The following is a 445-nucleotide window of genomic DNA, read 5'->3' on the forward strand; positions in this document are numbered from 1 at the left end:
GTCATTCGATCGCGATGGGCGTGGAACACCTCACGATCATAGGAGCGGCGGAAACTGAGGATGGTGGCCGCGATGAAAACGAAGGTGGCGATGCGAATCCCGACCCGCAGCGCGAGCAGATGGGGAGAGAGGACCGCTATATGGAAGGCAGGCACGACCGCGAGGATCGCGGTAAGCAAGGCCACGAAATAGCCCTCGCGCGCCCCTAGCCCCCAGCACGCGCCGCAGATTACGGGTATGTAGAGTGGTGCAAAGCCGATCGTCGGAAAGTTCGCATCGGCAAGAGCAATTGCCGCCGTGCCGGCGAGGATCGCCAGCCACACCCGCTCCCGCGAGAGGGACTCAAGATGCGCGGCCAAGCGGCCGACAGGCAAATGGCTGTTCACAACACGAATCTACCCCAACCTTACAAACGCCCCATATACTAACGGATAGTGAAGTGATG

The 445-nt window shown here is 60.7% G+C and carries 1 protein-coding gene; it reads right to left on the reverse strand.

What is annotated here, in order from left to right; genetic code table 11:
* On the reverse strand, window positions 1-386 hold a 386-nt coding region (locus tag AACY52_RS31385; RefSeq protein ID WP_339561555.1), incomplete at its 3' end, for a hypothetical protein.
* Window positions 387-445: the final 59 nt, after the last annotated feature.

Source organism: Pseudomonas sp. EA_65y_Pfl1_P113 (assembly GCF_963970525.1).
GTDB classification, from domain to species: domain Bacteria; phylum Pseudomonadota; class Gammaproteobacteria; order Pseudomonadales; family Pseudomonadaceae; genus Aquipseudomonas; species Aquipseudomonas tritici.